The organism is Candidatus Zixiibacteriota bacterium (genome assembly GCA_029860345.1).
In the GTDB taxonomy this organism is placed as follows: domain Bacteria; phylum Zixibacteria; class MSB-5A5; order GN15; family FEB-12; genus JAJRTA01.
The window spans coordinates 94,521-113,967 of sequence record JAOUBJ010000013.1 but is presented as its reverse complement, the minus strand read 5'-3'; the positions used below and the strand labels follow the sequence as shown (position 1 = coordinate 113,967).

Genomic DNA, 19,447 nt, shown 5'->3' with positions numbered 1-19,447 from the left:
GCAACTCACTAGAACTTGAGGTCACAATCTGTGACCTCAAAGCTGTTAATGCTTCGAAGATGCCTAGAATCCCACAGCAAGCTGTGGGCCACCGGCCGGGCTACTCACCTAGTTCACATGCCGGGTCTCCGTCCATCCACGGTAGCCTGTGACTAGTCACGCCACGAATGGAAAGTAATGTCTCGACGAAGTTACTGGTTGCGGAATGCTCTTTCACATAAGCTCGCACGATCGAGTCTACAAAAGCCCCGTCAAGAATTTGCCCGTAGGTGATCAGTCTATCGACGAAAGGTCCCATTGGAAGCGGACCCGGAAGACCCTCTCGCAGACGGGCCAACTCAGAGGCGGCGATGAATCTAACAGGGACTCCTACTTTCGCTTCGAGATTGATGATCTTGTTTCTTAGAGTCTTCGCAGGTTCTCCGCCTACTACAAGGACGAAACGTAGCCTAGGAAGATTCACCAATGTACTCTGCACAGTTTCAACATACTCACGGAGTGCCCGTGCGTCGGATGTAGGAAGGGTGTACGCTGACTTTGAAGTTTTGGCCTCCAGCAAGAAAGTGCATTGGTCCGGTGAACCTGAAATGCACAACAAATCGACCGTCTTCTGTCCAGATCGTGTGGATACCACAGTCAATCCGAAGGACTGGACGATTAACGCCAGCTGCCACTCAAAGACCTTTTCAACCTGCTTAGATCCATACCGCTGCATAGCAGCCTTGTCTCTCTTTGCCAACGATGTGAGTTCGTCCAGTCGAATTGCAGAAAATACCCCGGGCATATGGTGTGGTGAGCGAGGTGCTACTTCCCCATAAATCTCGGCACTCAGGTCTAAGAGACCCTGAAGCATGCGCCGGACCGCGAGCTGCAAGACTGCCGATTTAGGAGCAAATGGCAGCGAATGCAGTTTTTGCAGCATCGAGTGTAAGTTACGTTCGAATACGTCGGTCGTACCCTTGGGTCCGTCAGATCTTCTAAGAAGCCCCGCGAAGTAGGCATAGAATAGTCCATTGAAGTACAGCATCCTAGCCGTCTTCATGGTAGTCAAATCGAATTCTGATTCGGTTGATACGTCCAGTTTTTGACTTACTGCTTCAATGTGACGAATGTGCATGCCCGGCGGATTACCCTGCTTACCATCATTGCGGATGATGAACTGACGTACCGCCGCATCGTAATATGCTATAGCTATCATGAGCATCCGGTCCCGTATTTCGATATGTTCGATACGATGCTCGTGGCCGTGAGGGCATATCCACTTGCATCCCTTGACGGGTGGCAATTCGCCCTCAATCAATCTGGACCAAGAACTCAACATGATCTCTGCCACCGACTTCAGCTTGGGCACTGAGGCGCGAGAAAGCGTGGCGTACTCTGGCGCAGGAAGCTCCAGGCAGGCAACTGCTCTCTTACCAAAGAAGTCGAGCGATAGTAGATCCGAAAGCTTGGCTCTGGTGCGTGACCGAACGACTTTCAGGTTCTCTTTTGAACCCTTGCTTCTTCGACTCATCATCCCCCCTCCCCCCCTACACAATCCTAAAATAATCGACTAAAGTGCAGCGGCGGGGGCGGGTGAAGGTGGAGGCTTTAGTGATGCCTTCGCCGGTGGTGCCGGCGATCGACATTGATGCGAAACCCTCTCCCCCGTATCCAAGACCGGCCATGTTGAAGCCGTTCTTGACAAAGATATTGGCGCGGCACAATTGCGCCATGTTGGAGAGGTTGACAATCGATGTAGAGTGCATGACAAAAGTGTGCTTGTACTGGTGCTCGACAATGACCGCCTTCTCCATCGCCTCTTCGACAGTCTTGCAGCGCACCATCGGAATGACCGGCATCAGTTGTTCAGCCATGACCAACGGGTGGTCCCACGGTGCTTCAAAAAAGACAAGCTTGGTGCCGGGCGGCGGGACGACATCGATCTGTTTCAGGATTTCATCGGGCGGCTTGCCGACAAAGTTGCGGTTGATCCCGACATGACGGTAACCCTGTCCGTCAGGGTCGCGTTCGACCAATAAATTGGTTAGTTTATCTATGGCGATTCCGTCCAACTCGAATGCACCATTGGCGATCATCTCGCGTTTCAAACGATGCGCTACTTTGTCGACGACGAAGATTTCTTTTTCATCGGTACACAGCACGTTGTTGTCAAACGACGCGCCGGTGACAATACACTGCCCAGCGTGCGGCAGGATAGCCGTTTCATCGACCACGACCGGCGGGTTGCCCGGACCGGCACAGATGGCCCGCTTGCCTGAGACCATAGCAGCTTTCACCACCGCACCACCGCCGGTGACCAGTACCAAATCGATATGTTTGTGGCTCCAGAGCGCCTGGGCGGACTCAATAGTCGGTTGCGAGATACAGGTGACCAGGTTCTCCGGACCGCCCGCTTCGACAATTGCATCGTGAACCAGTCGCGCCATCTGCCCGGAGACATTCTTGGCCGAAGGGTGCGGGTTGAAAACGGCAGCATTACCGGCTGAGATTATCGAGATAGCGTTGTTGAGCACAGTCGACGGCGGGTTGGTGGACGGTGTGATTGATCCGACCACCCCCCACGGCGCCGGTTCGACCAGCGTGAGGCCGTTGTCGCCTGAGAAGGCTTCCGGTTTGAGGTCTTCGGGGCCGGGGGTTTTTCGGGCACACAGGATTATCTTGTTTTTTTTGTCCGGCATTTTGCCCAGACCGGTCTCATCGACCGCCAACTGCCCCAGCCGCTCGGCGCTTTCGAGAGCCCGCCCGCGAATGGTCTCGACAATGTGGCCGCGTCGTTCCATCGAGAGGTCGAGGAACTTGCGCTGGGCCATGCGGGCTGATTCGACGGCATCGTCAAGGCTGCTGAAAAGACAACAACTGTCGTCCGGTTCGCAGACAGCCGTAGTCGCCCCGGTGTCGGATTGTTCTGGTGAGCCGCTTTTGGCGTCGTCGAGTTCTTTTAGGACCAACCGGACAATATCATCAACAGCCGGGTTTTGGTCGGAATCAGCCATAGATTGTAGTGAACGGGAGCTTTAAGCAAGCTCCCGAAGTTAGTTGTTTTTATCAGCTTGGCAGTTTAGTGTCGAAAACCTCGTGCACGTTATCATGAGGCCGCGGGATGACATGGACGCTGATGAGTTCGCCGACCTTTTGTGCGGCTGCAGCGCCGGCATCGGTGGCCGCTTTACATGCCGCAACGTCGCCTCGCACAATAGCGGTACAGAGGCCGCCACCGACTTTTTCATATCTCACCAGGGTCACTTTGGCCGCTTTGACCATCGCATCCGATGCTTCGATCAACGCGACTAAACCTCTGGTCTCTATCATTCCAATCGCTTCCATGAACACTCCTGTCTTATACCGATTGAGCTAAACTTCCATTTTGCAATAGATTATTGTAAAAGTGTCTCCCCATGTTGTCAAATTAAAAAACACTCTTTCGTCGCTGCAAAAGGATGAGTATCGGCAGGCCGATCAGGTAGCAGGCGATCAACTGACCGACACCGACCATCTGCACCGAGAACCAATAGCTCACGCCGATCAGCGGTGCGAGATAGGCCGAAACACCGAAGGCGTTCAGCAGCACCGGCGGTAATGGTGCAATCAGAAGGTTCGGGTTGTCGCCGGAGAACCACAGGCGGGCCAGTAACGCCGTTACAACCGGCGTGGCCAGCCATGTGATCGCGCCACACAGAAAAACAAAAGTATCGTCGGTCTGCCTGAGCAGAAAAACCGCGACCAGGGCCAAAGCCATCGATAGCGCGCGCAGCAGCCAGTCGACCAATTCGGTGGCAGCACCGGCGGCGCGTTTCTTTTCAGTGAACAGAATCAAGACGAGTGAGAGCAGCGACAGCCCTACCCCGCTGACCGTGTTGATCGTAACAGCTCCTCCATTGAGCAGGTAAATCGACCCGCCCCACATTAGAACCACCGGTACAACCGCAGGCAACAACGTGACCGGTCGCCGTGACAGATGGTAAAGCCCGCGCGTAATCAGGGCTGCAGCAAGAGTGATTAAGGGACCAAATACAATATCCAGCCAGCCCATGCCGCCAATGATATTGGCCAAAAGACATCCGATATACAGACCGGGCACGGCGGCCCGAGTGAGAAAGGGCAGCACAGTGAGGGCTTCGGCAACCCTGATCTGATAGACGCCGAATGAAATCGGCATGAAGGCAAGACTGAGTACGGTATACAACGAGGCAATCAGTCCGGCTGAGGCGAGTTCTTTGACGGTAAACCGTTTCATTGACGGAATGTGTCTGCGTCGGCGGTTGAGGTCAACGTTTTTTATTGGCGAGTTGGTATACCCCTCGACTCCGCTCGGGGTGATAAATCACTTTTTCGCGCTTCGCGCGTCTCATGCTGGAATGAATTTCGAAACCGGGACCGAAGGGAGTGTTGAAGAAGGTGGCGGAGAAACCGTAGGTCGAAACCCCTGCGGTTTCGACATCCCGCGCTTCGCAGGATTGGCTGGCTCTGTTTTGGTAGTCAAAGTTGTCGAAACCCGTCTTCGACGGTCCTCTGGACCAGGGGTTTCGACCTACAAGAAAAGATTCACCTGAAGTCGGGCCACATGGAGTTGGCGGGTTCACGCCGCGGCGCGCAGGCGAAGAGGGACCCGCACTACAAGAATGAGATTGCCGCGTCGCTACGCTCCTCGCAATGACGAGACCTATGGGCGGCGAATCCACAGTCATGCTCAAGCGTCGTAGGTATCTCTGAGGTAGGCGCCGATGGCGGCGAGTTCGTTGCGCAACTCGTCCGGCGCTATTACTTCCGCTTCCCTTCCAAAGCCGAGAATCCATCGCTGGATTTCCTGAAGACCACGACAGGTCACAGTGTACACGATCGTTCCGTCATCGGCCGACTCGATTAGTTCATCGCTGTGGTGGTTACCCATCGAAACCACACGGGCGGCAGCGCCACTGAAGCGAATGACAACCTTGACCGGCTCACCACTGAATACACGCCAGCTACCGTCAAAATAGGTTTCGGCGCAAATATCCTCTCGCCGCCTGAACAATTCCTCGGTCGGTTGCACCTCAGATACTCTGTCCAGCCTGAAAGTACGAACCTGGCTGCGCAGCCGACAGTAGGCGACAAAGTAGAAAGCGCGTCCTCTGAAAATTATGAAGTATGGCTCCACCACCCGTTCGGTTTGGCCGGACTCAATAGAGTCGTAGCTGATTCTCAGACAGCGACTGTTGGTGGCGGCTTCTTCAATATCGCCATAGAAAAGTTCACTACGCTCCTGTTCGAGAGTCATGGGTATGTCGACATGCATTGCCACCGGAGTGAACCGGCTGTGTTTCCGCACAGCGTCGGAGAGACAGGCCTCGATCTTGGCCTGGACACGTTTGGCCATTGCTCCATACTTGTCGGTTGTTCTCAGCGGTGTGGATTCGGTGGCCGTTTTCAGAAACTGGTACTCGTCGTAATCGAAATTCAGAGGGGGCAGAAAACTATCGGAGGCCAGTTTATAGCCGTTGTCGTAGTAGATCGGGATGTTGGCCTCGGACAAAGCCAGGATGTCGCGGTAGATCGATCGTTCAGTGACTCCACATTCCACGGCAAGCCGTCCAGCGGTCATATTTCTACGTGCTCGCAGTAGATTGAGAATATGTAACAGGCGATCATACTTGGTCATCCCCATCGGGCCGTCCTCCGCTATCCCGTCAATATACCACCAGACGGCCTCGAAAACAATCAATATGGGATTGGTCCCATACTCAAATGGGTCTGACGCAGCCATATTCATACCATCCCGGGGGTTCTCTTGAGGCGCTATGTCAGGTCCGTATACCGGCTTGGCCCGATGGCTATGGCGGGCACCGGTATTGCATTCAACCTTCCTGAAACGAATGTGAAACTCCAAACTGTATGGGGGAAATATGACCCGTAAGAGAGACGCCAGAAAAACCGAAACAGAAACGCCGTGGAACGAGCGTTTTCTGTTCAAGTATGGCTCCAGGCTGATTCTGGGGATTACGGTGATCGTCGTGTTCTTGACTCTGGCTCAGTGCACGATTGAGAAACCGGAGGCTCCGGAATGGAACACCCGTCTGACGGTGCCGGTTGTCAATCGGACCTACGACATGGAAGAACTGGTTAACAAGATAGATCAGGAAGGTTTGGAGATCGACCAGGACGGCAACATAACGTTCAGAGTCACTGAAGACCTTGACACCGTCATGCTGGATGCCGCTGCCCTGGCCACCGACGATCTTTCCTATTCGGTTACCGAAGCACTGGGCGCGGTGTCGATTGATCCGCCGGTGATTGCACCTATCTCGGTCACGCTGGCCTCGATCACCGGTCTGGGGGCCGGCTTGCCGGGTGACTCGGCGATTATCAGCGCTCTTAGTTTTGATATTATCAACACCATGCCGGCAATCACCAACTTTTCACAGGCGACCATCGCTTCCGGCAACGTCCTGGTGGTGGTAGAAAACGACCTCGGCATCGCCCTTGATACGGCCATTGTTGAGATCTACGACGTCGGCAACGCTGCAACATTGGTCACGGACACATTCCCAACCGGCATCCCGGCCGGAGGTACCGACTCATTGTCTGTTTCGCTGGCCGGCAAAAGCCTTTCAAACGAACTTAGAGTGAACGCTCACTGTTTTTTCCCGGGGGGCACGATCAACTCCGTATCTTCCCGCTTTATCAGTACCGAGTTGGTTTTCCCAAGCGGCTTGAGTGTGTCTTCGGCTGTCGCACAAGTTCCGGCGCTGAACATGGCTTTTGCGGAGCAGGTTCAGTTGGGTGAAACCGAACGGATCGACACTGCCACGATGGCCACCGGACAGCTCGTTTTGACGGTGGAGAACGCCACCAACCTGAGTGCCAATCTCAGTATCGGCATTCCGGACCTGGTCACGTCGGGCCTGGCTCTGTCAATCGACACGACCATCCCGGCCCAGGGGCAGGTACAGATAGTACGGGCTCTGGCCGGCAGCCAACTGGTTCCGGGCGGTAGTTCGCTGCCGCAACAGATCGACATCAATGTTACCGCCGACGTTCCCGGTTCGGGCGGTCAGCAGGTTGCTGTCAATCAGTCCGACAGTTTCTTTGTACAGGCCGACCTGACTTCGCTGACCTTCGGCAGTGTCACCGGTGTATTCTCATCGACCGATGCGACCTTCGATGCCGAATCGTTTCCTATCGATGTTCCGACCGGGTTCGATTCGCTTGAGTTGGTTTCGGCCGTGCTGACTTTGGATATCGAAAACGGCACCAACCTGCCGGGTTATCTCGACATTCAACTGAGCGGCGACAACGGCAAGACACTGGCTCTTACCGGCAACATCGCAATCGGCGCCAGCGGTGCACCGGTTACAACAACGATCACCAATTCGGACATCGCCGACTTCATCTCTCCCCTGCCTTCGAACGTCGAGGCCGGTGGTACCGTGACCTTCGGTGATGGCGTGACCCAATCGACAATAAGCGCCAACGATTTCGTTTTTTCACGGGTGGGAATCGTGGCGCCACTGGAGATGGTTATACATGAATCACAAATCGAAACCGACATCGAACGTGAGTCGATCAATCAGGAAGACATCGACATGGTGACCGACCATGTTGTCGAGGCCGGATTCGTGTATAATATCGTCAACCACCTGCCCCTGGGCGCCAGCGTGGAGATATTCATTGGCCCCGACTCGGCAACTCTCTACGCCAACCCCGGTTTGACCATTGGCCCGCTGGCTATCACCGCCGCTCCCGTGTCCGGGGCCGGACTGGTGTTGGATACGGCGGCCACCGGCTACCAGGAAATCATGCTGACCAACGCAGATATTCAGATACTCAAGAGTGACACGCTCTACATAGGGCAGGAGTTGATCCTTGAAGGTTCCAACGGTCAGTCGGTGAAACTGATGCAGAACGACTACATAACCGTGATCGGCCGCTTTGAAGTGGAATACCGCTTCGACGGCGAATTTTAAGGAGGCGGCCATGAGAATTACTACGACAACCAACGAATCACCGCACCGCAAACGCATGTTTTACAGCGCCGCCTGCCTGGGAGTGACACTGTTACTCCTGGCCGGCTCGGCCCTGGCCGGTGGTCAGTCATCGGCGCGAAGCATGGCTATGTCCGGGGCGTACATGTCGCTAGCCTCCGGTGTTGACGCTGCGCGGTATAATCCGGCCAACCTGGGCTTCCAGGAATACCGTCAGACCGGCCTGGAACTGGTCGGAGTCGGCGTCAATATCGCCAACAACTCAATCTCGCTCGGTGACTACAATCGTTACACCGGGGCCATCCTGACCGATGCCGACAAGCGCGAGATTTTGGACAAAGTGCCTGATGAAGGCCTGAACCTGATCGCCGACGTTGAAGCTTCAGCATTCTCGCTATCGTACAACTCGTTCGTCTTCAGCGTTACAGGCGTCGGTGTGGCCGACGTCAATCTAAGCAAGGACATCATCGAACTGGTGTTCAACGGTAACACTTTCGGCAAAGAGATCGAACTGACCGGTTCCTACTCCGACGCCGTGGCCTACGTTGCGACCGGCTTGTCCTATGGTCGACAGGTGGCCAAGATAGGTCACCGACGTTTGGCTGTGGGTGGTACTTTTAAGTACATCAAGGGCCTCGCGGTCGAAGAGATATCCGAACTTGAGGGCGGCGTCACCACTCTGGAGACCGGTTTCTCCGGCGATGGACGTATGATAGCCCGCACCGCGACCGGTGGTTCCGGGTATGCTGTGGATATCGGCGGCGCCCTGGAACTCAATCGTGATTACACGGTCGGCCTGAGTATCAAGAACTTTCTCAGCAACATCTCCTGGAGCGGTGATGCCGAAGAGCACGGTTATCTGTTCTCGTTCGACACCATGACGGCCGATAACATGGACGAAGACTATGTAGTCTCTGAAGACTACACCAAGGAGATCGCCGGTTTCTCCAACAAATTACCGGCAACCATGACCATCGGTATCGCCAATGTGTCCGGCCAATTGCTCTGGGCGGTCGACTGGCAGCAGGGTTTCCATACGGGCAACGGCGCCTCCACCAAGCCGCGACTGGCCGCCGGCCTGGAATGGAACAAGTTCAGTGTTCTGCCGTTGCGCACAGGTTTCGCCGTTGGTGGTAACAAGGGTTCTGTTTTTTCTGTGGGATCAGGCTTGCACCTGGGAGCCTTCAGGCTGGATTTTGCAGCCCAGACCGGGTCGTCATTCTCCCCCTACTCGACCCGTGGTCTGAATTTCGCCCTGGCTACCGGGGTCGAGTTCTGATTCCAGGCGTGAAGTCGGTTGAAACCGGTACACCCCGGCTAACGCCGGCTTAGCGAACTATCGCGCGAAAGGAGACTGCTTCGGCGGTCTCCTTTCTTGTGAGTGCGGCAGTTAAGCCCGACTTGCGTGCTTCGACCGTTTGCAGCTTCAACACTTGGTGTGTGTGCGTGGTGTACGTCCTCGTGCGCCACGCCGGTGCACAGTACCCCACCCAGAGGCTTTGCGCCGGGTGGGATGCTTCTGTTTTGCCTATAAAACATCCACCTGTCGCTTTGCTTAAGGTGGAGTAGCAGAGTTTGACGTTTTCACCACAGCGTAGGCCAGAACCGCTTCTGGTTCTGCCGTTTTCCGATGGCGGAACCGCTGGGAGGGTTCCGCCCTACTAAACTTGGCGCTATTGCAGGGATGCCGCCCAACCAATGTTGTGTATCAAGTTAGATAGTTGCGGCAGGTCTTGTCCGCCGCGGCGGACGCCAGTGGATTTGTGTGACCTGCCGCCCACGCTTGACACAGAATCTGAGTCGGGTCACACTTCCGTTAGCACGGAATCAAGACCCGACACAACGGTGCATCCTGTGCCTTAGTCGGACCGGCCCCGCAGCCGTATGCAGGTGGTGTTGGGCGACCCCGCCCGACACCGTAGGGCAGTCCGCCAAGGCGGACTGCCGTCAAAGGCCGGTTCGAAGAGCGACCCACCCTACTAATGGCATAGTGGTTTATCAACAAGCCCTATGGCCTATTCCCCCCTGTTTCAACCACTCCCACCATCAACGAAACATCGCCCCATACTTCACTAAACCGCCCGAACAGATGACCCCACAGCAACATACGAGTCTCCATCAGGCCTGGCACCGGCTTTGCCCATTTGTTCGGCGGAACACATGCGCTTCGAATGTACGCGGAGGATAAAGTGACGATTTTTGCGAATTACAGGCTCAGATTAATGCGGCTGATGTGGCCTATCCTGGTTGCGGTATTGCTTCTGATCGGGTCGGCAGATGCAGCCCCGCCGCATCCGGGATTGATTTTGCGTCTGGCCACCGGCGACGCGGTACTTCCCTACTATTTGGAACATCTCGATGAGGCTCGCTCCAAGGGGATCGACCAGGTCCGGACCGGCATCGGCACAGCGATCAAAAGTGCCAATGGGTCACTTTCCTTGTCGCCCAATGTTGTCGGTCAATTCAGGGTGCTGGCTATCCTGGTTGACTTCGATGACAACGTTGCGGCGGTACCGGGTGGTAGTTTCGACAGTCTGATTTTTGGGAGTCAGGGCGCTACAGTGAGCGAGTACTACCGCGAAGTATCATACGACCTGGTTCAGTTAGCTTCGGTTGACCTGCCTTCGGAGGTGGGTTGGCAACGGGCGCCTGAGGATTACGCATATTATGTCAACAACAGCAACGGCACCGGCGCCTATCCGAACAACAGTCAAAAATTGGTCGAGGACTTAGTCGACCTGGTCGATCCGCTGGTCGATTTCAGCAATTACGACAACAACGACGACGGTGAAGTCGATGGCTTGCTGGTCATTCACGCAGGCCGCGGGGCCGAGTACGGCGGGGGTAGTGATGTAATCTGGTCACACAAGTGGAACATCAACAACCGCTATCGCGATGGCGTGAATATCTCTTCATACACAATTCAACCGGAGTTTTTGTCGGTACCGGGCGATCAGACGATCGGCGTGATCGCCCACGAACTGGGCCATGTTTTCGGGTTGCCCGACTTGTACGACACCGACTATTCGTCCAACGGCGTGGGCAAGTGGGGTCTGATGTCGTTCGGAAGTTGGCTTGGTCCCCAGGGAAAAGGGGAATCCCCGTCGCACCTTTGCGCCTGGAGCAAGATGCAACTGGGCTGGTTGACACCCCTTGATGTGATCGACGCGCTCACCGCAGAAACGATACTGAATGCCGAACAAAACGACATTGCCTACCGACTGTACTCCGCCGACACCGTCGACGGCGAGTATTTTCTCATCGAAAATCGACAGCGCATCGGCTTTGACTCATACTTACCGGCCACCGGTCTGTTGATCTGGCACATTGACGATGCGCAAAGCAACAACAGTGGAGAATGGTATCCCGGCCTGGCCACGTCGACACACTATCAGGTGGCGCTGGAGCAGGCCGATGGTCTCTATGAATTGGAACACAAAGGCGACCACGGCGACGCCGGTGATCCCTTCCCCGGCAGTTTCAGCAGGACATCGTTCAACAGCAGTACCGTTCCCAGCTCCGACACCTACGCAGGGGCGGTCACGACGGTCTTCGTTGAGAATATTAGTTTCGTAGGTACCGTTGCGTCGGCCGACCTGTCAAGCGGAATGTCCGGCGGTGGATTGTCCGGCGGTGGTGATGATGATGAACCGTTGGTGCCCCGGAAAGTTGAACTGGCCCAGAACTACCCCAATCCGTTCAATCCCTCGACCACAATTAGTTTCACTACAGGCAACGCGGCACACGCTTTGGTTGAAGTGTTCAACAGCCTTGGTCGCAAGGTTGCCACCCTGCTTGATCGGAATGTTCCGGCCGGCCAAACATCGGTGCTCTTTGACGCCGTTGATGACAACAACGGTCAACTGGCTTCGGGCGTGTACTATTACCGCATAGTCATAGGAAAACACGAGGATTCGAAAAAGATGGTACTGATTCGTTAACAACAAATCAGAAGTACAACCAAATTCCTCCTCCGCGCATGGCCCACAAGAAAACCCTCGGTTAACAAACCGGGGGTTTTCGCAATCTAATCGGACAATCCGATTTCCGGGCGTTTAGCGCCGAAGCGACTTTGGTCGGCACGTTGCGCTTTTTTGTAACCAGTATGGCACGTCTTGCACCGCTTGGGATCATCAGTGTATCCCCGCTCAGCAAAATAATCCTGAGCAGCAGCGGTAAAGACGAACTCTTCCTGGCACTCGCAACAAATGAGAATCTTGTCTTCAAAACCGGTCACTATCATTCCCCCCTCTCTTGTCGCGGGAACCAACTTCCTTGTTGCTTCACGAACGCGACAAACTAGGTATGCTTTAGATATCGAAAGTCTGGATTACGGTCAAGAAAAAAAAGACAAAAGTTTGCGGCAATTGAACTTTTACTGAGAATGATCAATAGGGATTGCAGGGCGGTGGGTTGCCCCCCTGAAACATATAGTCGACCAACTCAACCAGATCGGAAATATCAATTCCGCCATCGCAGAGAAAATCGCCTGCATCCAGGACCGGGATCGGGGGCGGGCCACCGGCAAAGGCGTAGTCGACGAAATAGACCAGATCGGAGATATCGATAGCACCGCTGAAGTCAAGATCGCCATGCTGCAGGACGGCTGTCACCAGTACCGCCTGGGTGTCGGCCTCGGTCGAATCACCCCAGGATTCGATTGCGAAAAACAGGGTGGCCGTATCGCCCAGTTGGGTACCGAAGGGTGGCTGTACGTCGAACGTGTAGACAGTGTCCTCACTGGGACCCAGAGCATGATCGATTGTGTCGGCGGTGATCCACCCCGACGCGTCCCACACCATGACATCGACGATATCATTCAAGGGGGCAAGATTCTCAATCTGGTATTGGTACTCCCGAGAACCCGCCGCGTACACCACCGGACTGGTCAACAATTGAGAAGCCAACTCGTAAGGCGGTTGCACCTGGGCCTGGTAGGTGTATGCTACACCGTCGGAGTACTCGGTGAGGTTGGCGCCGAAAAGAGCGACACGATAGTAATCCTCGAAATGAGGTACTTCGAAACTGCCCTGGTAGTTGCCGGGATTGAGCACCAATGGTACAAACTGGTGTATGTTTTCCGCCGTCGACAGAATCACCCAGGCCGCCCACTGGCGTGAGTCGGAACCATTGAACGACAGAACCAATGTCCCGACATTAGCGCCGGGGAAAAATTGCACATATGTAGTCGCGTAGCCTGAGGGATACCCCGGGGAGTTCTGAAGCGGAACCGGATAGACCGAATGGCTCAGTCCTATGTTTACTTCCGGATAGCCTGCAGCCTCTTCATGATGCAGACCGTCATCTCGTATATTGGTGCAAAAATTCCATACCGCAAACTCGGCGAAAGCAGAGTCCTGAGTCCAGCCATACCGTCCCAACAAACTGTCACCCAGAGCATCGAAAAACATCGGCCCATACCGGGCACCTTCCCAGGCGGCCAGAATGAGAGACGTGTCAAACTTTTGAGCCAGGTACAACTCCCAGGGAAAACAAGAGTAGTAATGACTCGAGTTCTCCATCAAAGATTTCTGGGGGAACGAATAAAACTCATCGAGGTAATTGTAACAGTCATTGGTCTGATCGAATATCATCTCCTCTATGAAGACGGCATCGAGTTCCATGGACCATCTCTCTTCGCCTGAGTCGTAGGCATACTGTACAAGATGATGAAACTCGTGGGCGATAGTTACCTTGGCGGCACCCCACTGCGACCCTTCCGGATCGTCATTTGGATCGAAACCGAGAAAGTCCGAGTTCAACACGAAGTAACCGTAAGAGTCATTCCACGGCTGGGGTCCGTTGCCCTCCGGGATGGCATATCCGTATGGAGCCATGTTTTGGAAGTAGACGTCGATTTTTCCGTCGCCACCCAGAACACCGTCGGAGGGTGGCGGAATGTAGCCCAGTTCAATATGTCGAGCATGGCTTGAGTCGCAGTAAGCCGCACATTTCTCCACAAAGTCCGGGACGCCGGAAGAGTCTGCGTCAAGCGCCGGTACGCCGTTTGTGTCCGGCGAAAGGTCGTAGTGCAATTTGAATAATCCGGAAGGCGAGTCAAAGGTGTAGTCAGTCTCAAACCGCGCCAACGATGACAAGAAAGCGGTCTGTGTCGACGTCGACAACAGTTCAAAATCAAACACTATGTCCCTTAGCGCCATGCTGACACATCGCGTCGCCCTCTGAGTCGCCACACCGGCCTGAAGACGATAGCGCGTGGGCAGTTCGTGAGGCGACTTGACTGCCTGAATCACGTGGAGTGCTCGTTCATCAGGGCTGATGTTACCCTTCAGGTAGTCGGACTCTATAGTCTCGATAGGCGTCATGGACAGCTGCACATCGCCACTCTGAATAGCGGTGTGTGCCGTCATTACCATGAGGGCCATCAGGATTGTCAATGCCCAACGCATCATTCTGCTTTTTTCAACAGTTCTTATCACCTGTTGTTCCTATCGACCAGACGCCTCACTCCTGAATCGGACCGGCTCTATCAAGACAACGCCAATGACCAGTTTTCGCCCCGACCAGGTCCACGGCGGCCACTGCCACGGAGAGGTCAGTGACCTCAATTCGATTAAACAGACCGATCACAATTCAAAAATAGGCAGTTCCTAAAGTAGGTACAACCGACCCGTGGTGGTTTTCGCCACTTTCAATTTACTGCATTTCAACGACTTGTCAAGGCCAGAATATTCCGCGCGGCTTTGAAGAACTGTCCTGAAGATATGGATAGCTGCCATCCGTCGTGCGCCGAATAGGCGACATCACAGCGCACCAGCGAGCTGCGGCTGGACCGTTCGAACGATATTCTCAATCCGGCTCCTACGGCAGCATAGTAACCTTTCCAACCCAAGCTCTCCCCCGCCCTGAAAGTCCTGCCCAGATCGACGAATAATGCTCCGCCAAACAAGACACTGAGGAAACCCAAATCAGGAAAGACTCTTCCTTCCAGATTGAGGACCGCTCTGCGGTCACCTGTTCTGAAGTAGCGCCCAAAGCCTCGCAAACCGCTATTGCCACCCAGGACGAGGTCGTTCGTTTGCATTATTCGCCAGTCGGAGGTGTAGACGGCGCGAACGGCAAGCGTAAGATACGACAAACTCTGGTTGTAAAAGTGGGTGGTAAACTGGAGTCGACGCCGGATGGTCTCATCACGGTGATACCAGACTCTGGCGCCGGCCGATAATACCAGCAAGCCTGGTTTTATCGACGAGCCCTGAGCCAAGACCAACTCCATAGATGTGTGGACAGTGGAATCGCGGTTGAAGGCCCGTGAAAGCATGGCCACCGCCGACGAGCCGAGCGTGAAGTCCTCGGTGTATCCAAAACCATCGATGCGTCGACGTTTGATGAATCGGACGTTGGAAACACCGAGGGTCAGGCGGAGTTCATGATACAACGAATCCACAGGAAAGCTGCGACGGGCCAGCTCTATTTCGAGCGTATCATCGGTGAGTAAGGTTCGGCTTGTCGTTACCTCGGAGCGGTATTTGTACTCCAGTTTGACCGATCCCTTCTGCAAATAACTTCCGCTGCGGTAGGCGCCGGAGAGGTTCAGTTGGTCGCCGTCATATTCAGACTGGGCTATGATCTTCCCGTTGCTGGGCACGTCACGCCTGCCGCCGATAGCCCTGGCCGTGAAGCCAACGGCAAACTTCTGGGCGAGGCTGTAGTACGGTTTTGATATCACTAACTCCGTGAACCGGGATCGTGGATCGTCTGAATAATCCACTTCCAGCCGAAGAGGTTTGCCCAACAGTCGATTGTCTGCGAAAGTTGCGCGAGCATGGTTGGTCTCCGAGGCTTCAACGTAGTATGTGCTGCTGACGAATTGGTTGTGCCCAAGGAAATTCCGGTCGGTCAGCCCAAACGAATAGCTGATCTCGTTGGCCTCACGCTTGGCGTTGACCCCTCCTGAAAGCGTCCATTGGTCGATTGTGATAACCCGCACCACCAAACGACCGTCGGACAGCGTGTCGGATTCGATCCAGGCGTCGTAGATGGGCAGACTCCGGCGCAGGTTGCGCGCCGTCTCGTCGGCCAGGTCACTTGAATATGGAGAACCGGACTCAAGAAGAACCTCGTTTCCAATCACCCACTTTCGCGTCTTGCGATGGAGACGGTTGGCCCAGCGAAAGATAAAGCTCTCGTATTCGGGGTCGGAGGTGTCATAGATGTTTCTGTTGATGATGACAATGCTGTCGACAATCCGTCCGTTCAGCGCCGCGTTTCCATTCTGGCTGGGTTCCTCAGCCCGGGCCGGGCCCGGCCGAGCCAACACCCCCAGGGAAAGCGCTAAGACTAAAGAAAAGTGCAACCGTAACTTCAAAGATGTCATCTTCTCAATAAACATTGTCACACTCGTCAATCAACAAGAGTCTGATCTTGAGTTTTAACCGTTTGGGAGGCCACTTTAGTTATACCGGACTAATTCCGATAACCTAATGAACGAACAACTTTCACAGGAACGGACGGACATCGGTGAAGAAAAAACTCGGTGACCTTCTCGTCGAGAAGGAGTATATCACCGAAGCTCAACTCCAGGAGGGACTCAGGGAGCAAGTGATCTCCGGAAAGCGCCTCGGCGAGGTGCTGGTGGAGAGGGAGTACATCACCGAGGACCAGTTGCTGGAGACTATATCGGATCGCCTTGGGGTACCGCGAATCTCGCTGAACCAGATGGTGCTTGACCCTCAGGTGACTCAAAAAGTCTCGGTCGACCTGGCCCGTCGTTATACACTGATCCCCATTTTTGCCATTGGCAACACCCTGACTCTGGCCATGGCCGATCCCTTGAATATCGTGGCCATCGATGAGATCAAGTATGTCACAGGCGCCGACATCAAACGCGCGGTAGCCCTCTCATCGGAGATTCGCGGGGCTATCGATGAGTATTACTCGGTGGCCGATTCGCTCATGGGCATAATCGGGACTCCGGCCGAAACGGAAGGGTCCGGCGCCGACTCAGTCGATGTCGAGTCCGAGGAGTCGGAAACACCGGTTGTAAAACTTGTTAATCTGATTATAACCAAGGCGGTCAAAGATCGAGCCACGGATGTTCACATCGAGCCTGAAGAATCCCGGTTGCGCGTGCGCTATCGTGTCGACGGGGTCATGCGCGAGGAAGCCACGCCGCCCAAGTCGATGCAGGGCGAACTTATCTCCCGAGTGAAAATCGCCGCTAACCTTGATGTTTCGGAGAAGCGGTTGCCGCAGGATGGTCGATTCGTGACCACGGTGGACGGCAACACGGTCGATATGCGCGTCTCCACCCTACCCACCATTCACGGTGAAAAGATCGTTATCCGATTACTGGACCGGCGGAATCTGTTGTTCAACTTCAACCAACTGGGATTCACGGCCACTGTCGAAGAACGCTGGAAGAACCTGATCGTTCAGCCAGAGGGTCTGGTGCTGATAACCGGACCGACTTCCTCGGGCAAAACATCAACTTTGTATGCCACCCTGCAAGAAATTAATTCGGTTGAAAAGAACATCATCACGGTTGAGGACCCGGTCGAATACTCGCTGGGCCTGATCGTGCAGATTCAGATCAACGAAAAAGCCGGGCTCACCTTTCCCACGACTTTGCGTGCCATGCTGCGTCAGAATCCGGACATAATCATGATCGGTGAGATTCGCGACAGCGAAACGGCGCGTATGGCCGTTCGTTCAGCCTTGACCGGGCATCTGGTTTTCTCAACCGTTCACACCAACGATGCACCGTCTGCTATTACCCGCTTGATCGACATGGGCATTGAGAAATACCTGGTTGCCTCGGCCATCAAAGGAGTGCTGGCGCAACGGCTGGTGCGACTTAATTGCCCCGAGTGCAGCGAGTCGTACTGGCCGTCCGACAACGTTCTGTCACGAGCGATGATGATAGAGATGGCCGATGCGGTCGATTTCCAACGCGGTGTCGGATGTGTCCAATGCAAGAACACCGGATTGAAAGGTCTCACCGGTATCTATGAATATGTCGAGATGACGCCTACGATCTCAGAGATGATTCTGGATGGCGCCTCGCTCAACCAGATCAAGGACGAAGCCCGACGCCACGGGTACGTGCCATTGTTCGAGATGGGTCTGGAAAAAGTGACATCGGGCAAAGTCTGCCTGGAAGAACTAATCAAAGAAACGTCCAATGTGGAAGATTGGGGCGATGCAGCCAAACCACACGCGGTGAGTACCGTCCATGCCGATTCAGTTTAAGTATCAGGCGGTGTCGGAAGACGGCCTTGAAGAAGAAGGCGTTTTTGCCGCCGAATCCAGCCACCAGGTCATTGATCATCTGGCCCAACAGCACCTGATACCGGTTTCAATAGAACAGATACGAGCCACTCAGCCGTTCGCATTCTGGGGTTTCTTCCGAGGCACCCAGTATGAGAATCTCATTATGTTCACCAACAACCTGAGGACTATGTACCGGGCCGGTGTGCCGATTTTGAGAACACTGGATATCATTCGGATCGGTCCACCGGAGAGTCGGTTCAACTACGCAGTCACACAGATGAAGCTCAGCCTGGAATCCGGTCACCAGTTGTCGACCTCGATGGAAGAATTCGATGACTTATTCCCCCGCTTTTACATCGCCAGCATTGCGGCCGGTGAGGAGTCGGGTAAGCTCGATGATATCCTGGATGAGCTATCGGATATGTTAGAAAAGGAAATGGAGTTGACACGCCAAATCAAATCGGGCGTGCGATATCCGTCCATGGTCGTGACGGCGCTGATTGCGGCATCGATTGTTATGATGACTTTTGTCGTTCCCAGATTTGTCGAATTCTACGCTGCTTTCGATGCAGAGCTGCCTGTTTTCACCCGGCTGCTTATTGGCGCCAGCAATTTCATGGCGCAGTATTGGCCTGCGTTTGTCGCGTTCCTGGTCGTGTCGGTTTTCGTTTTCCGCAAGCTGGCATCCCAACCAAAAACCCGCCTGGTGATTGATAGGTCGCTTCTGCGGTTACCGGTAATCGGCACGCTGGTGGTCAAAGGAAACGTAGCCCGCTTTAGTCTACTGTTCCGCATCCTGATCCAGTCCGGATTGCCCATCGTAAAATCGTTGGATATTCTGATAGGCTCCATCAAGAACAGTCTTATCGCCTCGGAGATAGGCCGCCTGAAAGAACTGTTCAGCGAGGGCAAAGACAACCGGCTGTTGAGCGAGAAGTTCGAAGGTCTCCCCCGACTGGCGCGACAAATGATCGTCATTGGGCTTGAGTCCGGCTCACTGGAGAAGATGCTTGCGGAGGTCGGCAATCATTACTCCAAGGAAGTACAATATATGTCGCGCCATCTGACATCGATTCTGGAGCCGATACTTACGATTGGGCTGGGAGCCTTTGTATTAATACTTGCCCTGGCTATCTTCATGCCTATGTGGAACTTGATCAACGTCTTCAAAGGTTAAACTACCCCTAATGCGATTGGCCAAAAAGCCGATAATTTCAGTAGACAACAGATTGGATTTTCATCCCACTTAGGAG

General features: G+C 54.4%; 13 protein-coding genes. 5 read left to right on the top strand and 8 right to left on the bottom strand.

All coding sequences use genetic code 11. The features are described from left to right. Positions 1-100: 100 nt before the first annotated feature. The 5 genes from OEV49_13315 to OEV49_13295 form a co-directional block, all read right to left on the bottom strand. Complete coding sequence (locus OEV49_13315) at positions 101-1,516, bottom strand: hypothetical protein (protein MDH3892052.1); 1,416 nt, start codon at positions 1,514-1,516, stop codon at positions 101-103. A 13-nt stretch (positions 1,517-1,529) separates the two neighbouring features. Then, complete coding sequence (locus OEV49_13310; protein ID MDH3892051.1) at positions 1,530-2,996, bottom strand: aldehyde dehydrogenase EutE; 1,467 nt, start codon at positions 2,994-2,996, stop codon at positions 1,530-1,532. 52 nt (positions 2,997-3,048) lie between these two features. Beyond that, positions 3,049-3,327, bottom strand: a complete 279-nt coding sequence (gene eutM, locus OEV49_13305) for an ethanolamine utilization microcompartment protein EutM (protein MDH3892050.1) — start codon at positions 3,325-3,327, stop codon at positions 3,049-3,051. A gap of 82 nt (positions 3,328-3,409) precedes the next feature. Continuing rightward, positions 3,410-4,237, bottom strand: coding sequence for a QueT transporter family protein (locus tag OEV49_13300; GenBank protein MDH3892049.1), 828 nt, complete (start codon positions 4,235-4,237; stop codon positions 3,410-3,412). Positions 4,238-4,690: 453 nt separating this feature from the next. After that, complete coding sequence (locus OEV49_13295; GenBank protein ID MDH3892048.1) at positions 4,691-5,743, bottom strand: YafY family transcriptional regulator; 1,053 nt, start codon at positions 5,741-5,743, stop codon at positions 4,691-4,693. A 139-nt stretch (positions 5,744-5,882) separates the two neighbouring features. On the opposite strand from OEV49_13295, the gene OEV49_13290 reads away from it, so the two are divergent. The 3 genes from OEV49_13290 to OEV49_13280 all read left to right on the top strand — a co-directional run bounded on the left by OEV49_13290 (position 5,883) and on the right by OEV49_13280 (position 11,902). Continuing rightward, positions 5,883-7,943 (top strand): hypothetical protein, encoded by a 2,061-nt coding sequence (locus tag OEV49_13290; GenBank protein MDH3892047.1) that lies wholly within the window; start codon positions 5,883-5,885, stop codon positions 7,941-7,943. A gap of 10 nt (positions 7,944-7,953) precedes the next feature. Further along, the gene (locus OEV49_13285) at positions 7,954-9,240 is read left to right on the top strand and encodes a DUF5723 family protein (protein MDH3892046.1); all 1,287 of its coding nucleotides are present in this window, start codon (positions 7,954-7,956) and stop codon (positions 9,238-9,240) included. Positions 9,241-10,150: 910 nt separating this feature from the next. Continuing rightward, positions 10,151-11,902 (top strand): M6 family metalloprotease domain-containing protein, encoded by a 1,752-nt coding sequence (locus OEV49_13280; protein ID MDH3892045.1) that lies wholly within the window; start codon positions 10,151-10,153, stop codon positions 11,900-11,902. 86 nt (positions 11,903-11,988) lie between these two features. On the opposite strand, the gene OEV49_13275 is transcribed toward OEV49_13280, so the two are convergent. The 3 genes from OEV49_13275 to OEV49_13265 all read right to left on the bottom strand — a co-directional run bounded on the left by OEV49_13275 (position 11,989) and on the right by OEV49_13265 (position 16,314). Then, positions 11,989-12,204 (bottom strand): zinc-ribbon domain-containing protein, encoded by a 216-nt coding sequence (locus OEV49_13275; protein MDH3892044.1) that lies wholly within the window; start codon positions 12,202-12,204, stop codon positions 11,989-11,991. 145 nt (positions 12,205-12,349) lie between these two features. Next, on the bottom strand, positions 12,350-14,401 hold the full coding sequence (locus OEV49_13270; protein MDH3892043.1) for a hypothetical protein: 2,052 nt from the start codon (positions 14,399-14,401) through the stop codon (positions 12,350-12,352). Positions 14,402-14,628: 227 nt separating this feature from the next. Continuing rightward, the gene (locus OEV49_13265) at positions 14,629-16,314 is read right to left on the bottom strand and encodes a hypothetical protein (protein MDH3892042.1); all 1,686 of its coding nucleotides are present in this window, start codon (positions 16,312-16,314) and stop codon (positions 14,629-14,631) included. A gap of 128 nt (positions 16,315-16,442) precedes the next feature. On the opposite strand from OEV49_13265, the gene OEV49_13260 reads away from it, so the two are divergent. Next, positions 16,443-18,173: an ATPase, T2SS/T4P/T4SS family gene (locus tag OEV49_13260; protein MDH3892041.1), complete on the top strand. Its 1,731-nt coding sequence runs from the start codon at positions 16,443-16,445 to the stop codon at positions 18,171-18,173. Next, positions 18,157-19,371: a type II secretion system F family protein gene (locus OEV49_13255; protein MDH3892040.1), complete on the top strand. Its 1,215-nt coding sequence runs from the start codon at positions 18,157-18,159 to the stop codon at positions 19,369-19,371. Before OEV49_13260 ends, OEV49_13255 begins: the two co-directional genes overlap by 17 nt. Positions 19,372-19,447: the final 76 nt, after the last annotated feature.